We start from the raw sequence: 4,119 nt of genomic DNA, 5'->3' as shown, positions 1-4,119 counted from the left end.
CTCTTTCCTGTCCGTTCTCCCCTCTCCGAACTCCCAACTCCCATCTCCCATCTCCCCAGCTACTTATCAATTTCTTGCTTCATCCGATCGAGTGTTTGATTCATTTGGGCGAACATTTGCATCGGAGTCATCCCAAACTGACTCATCTGAGTGTTCATTTGCTCTACGGTCATCTTTGCCATAAAATCATCAGACAGTTCAAACCGCTTCATAAAGACTTTGTAGCGATCGAGCAGAGTTTCCATCCGTTCGATGAAAGCAATTTTACCGTCGCGATCGAACTTACCATACTTACTGCCAAGCTGCGTCAGATGTTGATAATCTTCAAACAACTGTTTTGCTTCTTGTTGGATGATATCAGAATCAAAAAATCCCATGACAGATAGTTATCGTAATAAAGTTTAAAATGGCAGAGCGAGGACATGACGATCGAGGCTCGTTGTTACATTTTATGTCAGTCTCGAACCAGTGAAAATTGCGGTTTCCCGTATTAGAGGATCGGTTAATGTTCGATAATACCACGCCCAAAAATCGTCAAGTTGCGATCGTTTTAGCTTTTGCGAGCGTAGCGGTTCCTGTCGCTGGATTTCACAAATTTTATCTCGGACAACCCGGTTGGGGTCTAGTTTATCTATTATTATCCTGGACGCCCATTCCCCACGTCGCCTCCGCGATCGAAGCCGTCTGGTATCTTACTCAAGATAATACCCAGTTTCAGGACAATCTGAACGCGATCGCGCCGACGATGGGAGCGTTACGACAAGTCAATTCGGTAGCAACTCTCGCCGAATCGATTCGGGAATTAGACAAGCTCCGTGCCGATGGCTTAATCTCCGAATATGAGTTCGAGCAAAAACGTCGTCAATATCTCGATCGGGTTTAATTGATAATTGATAATTGATAATGAAATAAATAGGTAAAGCATATTTGATTCGTGAGAAGACTGTAGGGTGTGTTATCCCGTAGGGTAACGCACCGACTGTATAATGAAATACCTAAAGTTTCCCTAATCATATAAATTATAGATTAATCATGGTAAAAATTGTTGGAATTGCCGGGAGTTTGAGAGCAGATTCTTATAGTCAAGTCGCTCTAAAAGTAGCTGCTCAAAAAGTAGCAGATCTGGGTGCCGAAGTCGAAATTTTAGATCTAAGACAAATGCAATTACCATTTTGTGATGGTGGTACTGAATATCCCAACTATCCAGATGTCAAACGGCTGCAAGATACAGTTAATAGCGCCGACGGGCTAATCTTAGTCTCGCCAGAGTATCACGGTAGCATTAGTGGAGTACTCAAAAACACTCTAGATTTAATGAGTTTTGACCAACTTGCAGGTAAAGTCGCTGGCTTTATTAGCATCTTAGGTGGGCAGGTTAATAGCAATACCCTCAACGATTTGCGCGTAATTCTCCGCTGGGTTCATGCCTGGGCTATTCCCGAACAAATCGCCATCGGTCAAGCATGGCAAGTATTTACTCCAGAAGGTAAAATTTCCGATGAAAAACTCTCAAAACGCCTCGACCAATTCGCCTTCAGTTTAGTAGAAAATACCCGCAAAATACGCGGAGTTAATTAAGGTAGCTCTTGTAATTTATTACTATTCACTATTCACTATCCACTATTCCCGATTTACAATCAGTGACATATCTTACTAAACCTGGCTGTATCTATGACCCACGATCCTTCCCAAACCGTTCGGTTGTTATTCAAAATGTCCTTGCGATCGCGAATTCAAGAAGACCCTTATTATCGGTTCAAATCAGCATTTGACATCGCCGTAGCTGCTGATTTGGGCGTGCAAATCGATGTCAATCAAGCCAACGTCGATGACTGGCTGCGGTTGCCGGGAATTTCGATCCATCAAGCCCGTCAATTAGTTACATTGAGTCAGGCGGGAGTAGCATTTTATTCGATTTCCGACTTGGCAGCGGCGTTAAATCTCCCCATTTCCAAGCTCCAATGGTTAGCCCCAGTCCTAAGTTTTCAGTATTACGATCGCGACACAGCGTTACCATCTATCAATATCAACCAAGCGACAGTTGCCCAACTCGTCAAAATTCCCAAGATCTCGCCCGTATTAGCTACCCAAATCGTCACCTACCGCGATCGAGATGGTAAATTTACAGATCTAGTAGATTTTCAGCAGCGATTGGGATTATCTGGCGAAGCGATCGGGGAGTTGATGCACTACTTACAATTTTGACGCATCCGATCCACATTTACCTAACTTGAGAGCGATGTTTGAAAAGTATAGATTAGCACTCGCAAACCCTAGAAATCCCCCCTAACCCCCCTTTTTAAGGGGGGAACCGGATTCTTAGTCCCCCTTGAAAAGGGGGATTTAGGGGGATTTACCCACTGAAAACGAAGCAATTAGACTTTTCAAACACCCTCTGAGAGCGATCGTAGTGCCGCCAGTAGTCGATCGTTTTCGGCAATCGTCCTCACCGCCACGCGGAAAAAGCGATCGCCCAATTCGGGAAAACTCATACAGTCGCGAATTAAAATCTGCTGCTGTTGGAGCAATTGGGTTTGCAGGGCAGTAGCCGATCGATCTGACTTGACGAGAATGAAGTTTGCCGCCCCAGGATAGGGGTGTAAGCCAGGAATCTGTGCTAATCCTTGAAATAACCGATCGCGAGCCTCTGCCAGCCATTTCCAGGTGAGCTGGCTAAATTCTGTGTCGCCAAGCACAGCGATCGCGGCAGCAGCGGCGAGAGAATTGACAGGCCAAGGATCGCGCCAGCTTTGCCACTTTCGCAACCGATCTGGGTGAGCGATACAATAGCCCAGCCGCAAACCGGGCAAACTGTAGAATTTAGTTAGCGATCGCAAGATGACGAGATTAGGATATTTAGCGATATAGGGGACTAAACTTTGCTGCTCTGAAGGGGGCAGAAAGTCCATGAAGGACTCATCGATGACTACTAGGTCAAAGTTCGACAAATACGGCAAGATCGTCTCCTGCGTCCAAATCTGCCCAGTAGGATTGTGAGGATTATTAATTATCAGTCCGAGCGAATGTGGAATCGCGGTTGGCAGGTGGCGCAGTGCAAAGTCTAGATCGCCAATTTCCCCATCATCCATCATCATCGATCGGGCAATGATTCTCGTGCCGAAGGTTTGGAGCGATCTCCAATAATCGCCGAAGGCTGGTGTTGGGAGCAGCGTCGTGTTGAGCTTGGAAAACTCCCACCCCGCCCAAGTCAATAGTTCGGCAGCGCCATTGCCCGGTAATACCCACTCTGGATCGATCTGGTGATGTGCCGCGATCGCCTGACACAGTTCGGGATAATTGGGATTGGGATAGCTTGTAAGTGTTTCGATGTGCAGCTTAATCGCTGCGAGTGCTGTCGGCGGAGGGCCGAGCGGACTGATACTCGCAGAAAAATCTAAAATCAGAGAGGGGGGACAGCCCGCTACTGTAGCTGCCCAGCTTGGGTTCCCCCCATGTTTTGGTCGATTCAAGGAATATTTTGTGAACGTGGATTCAGCTAAATTAATCTAGTCGTCCGCAGAAACTTTGTCTTTGAACAATTTACCAGCCGAGAATGCAGGTACTTTAGTTGCGGGAATTTCCATTTTCTCGCCAGTTCTGGGGTTACGACCTTCACGTTTTTGGCGATTTCTAGGCTCAAAGGAACCAAATCCTACCAGAGTAACTTTGTCACCTTTAGAGACAGCTTCCATAATTGCTTCCAATGCCGCTGACAAAACTGTATCAGCTTGCTTTTTGGTCACACTAGCTGTTTCAGCTACGCGATCGACTAATTCACCTTTATTCATGTGTAGATCTCCATTGTTGAGGTTGATGATGGACTGGTACAGCATCACTAGTAGAGTGAGTGCGATCCAAGTCGGTAGTGGAAAGTTAGATTTTTGACTCACAAACGGTTTAGCAGCAGGTTAACGCCGCAGTAACCGATCTTAGCTCCAATCTGTTACATGTGTGCCAACAATTTCATAACATGTTCTCTCCGAGCATCAATTGCCAGTTTAAAACGCCATGAAGTTGCTGAAACTCTGATGCAATATTATTTCCACTGCATCATTCTAATGTCTAGGAGCCTAATCTGGATCGCTGAAAGCTTTAATTTATGTTGATTTTCATGATTTT

6 protein-coding genes are annotated in these 4,119 nt (G+C 45.6%); 3 read left to right on the top strand and 3 right to left on the bottom strand.

The genetic code is table 11. The features are described 5' to 3' along the window. Positions 1-59 precede the first annotated feature (59 nt). Positions 60-377 (bottom strand): DUF1825 family protein, encoded by a 318-nt coding sequence (locus RMO35_RS05110; protein WP_309739030.1) that lies wholly within the window; start codon positions 375-377, stop codon positions 60-62. Positions 378-505: 128 nt separating this feature from the next. Here RMO35_RS05110 and RMO35_RS05105 point away from each other — a divergent pair, with 128 nt between their 5' ends. The 3 genes from RMO35_RS05105 to RMO35_RS05095 all read left to right on the top strand — a co-directional run bounded on the left by RMO35_RS05105 (position 506) and on the right by RMO35_RS05095 (position 2,205). Next, complete coding sequence (locus RMO35_RS05105; RefSeq protein ID WP_309739029.1) at positions 506-883, top strand: NINE protein; 378 nt, start codon at positions 506-508, stop codon at positions 881-883. A 149-nt stretch (positions 884-1,032) separates the two neighbouring features. Continuing rightward, a complete protein-coding gene (locus RMO35_RS05100) occupies positions 1,033-1,578 on the top strand; it encodes an NADPH-dependent FMN reductase (protein ID WP_309739028.1) in 546 nt (181 codons plus the stop codon). Between the two features lie 93 nt (positions 1,579-1,671). Next, the gene (locus tag RMO35_RS05095) at positions 1,672-2,205 is read left to right on the top strand and encodes a ComEA family DNA-binding protein (RefSeq protein WP_309739027.1); all 534 of its coding nucleotides are present in this window, start codon (positions 1,672-1,674) and stop codon (positions 2,203-2,205) included. 179 nt (positions 2,206-2,384) lie between these two features. On the opposite strand, the gene cobD is transcribed toward RMO35_RS05095, so the two are convergent. Continuing rightward, positions 2,385-3,470, bottom strand: a complete 1,086-nt coding sequence (cobD, locus tag RMO35_RS05090) for a threonine-phosphate decarboxylase CobD (RefSeq protein ID WP_309739024.1) — start codon at positions 3,468-3,470, stop codon at positions 2,385-2,387. A gap of 36 nt (positions 3,471-3,506) precedes the next feature. Beyond that, positions 3,507-3,788 carry an HU family DNA-binding protein gene (locus RMO35_RS05085; RefSeq protein WP_309739032.1) on the bottom strand — a complete coding sequence of 94 codons (282 nt, stop codon included), beginning with the start codon at positions 3,786-3,788 and terminating at the stop codon, positions 3,507-3,509. Positions 3,789-4,119: the final 331 nt, after the last annotated feature.

The sequence above is a fragment of the Chamaesiphon sp. OTE_20_metabat_361 genome (assembly GCF_031364565.1).
Note: the sequence above shows the minus strand (reverse complement) of the source record. Positions and strands in the feature narration are given on the sequence as shown.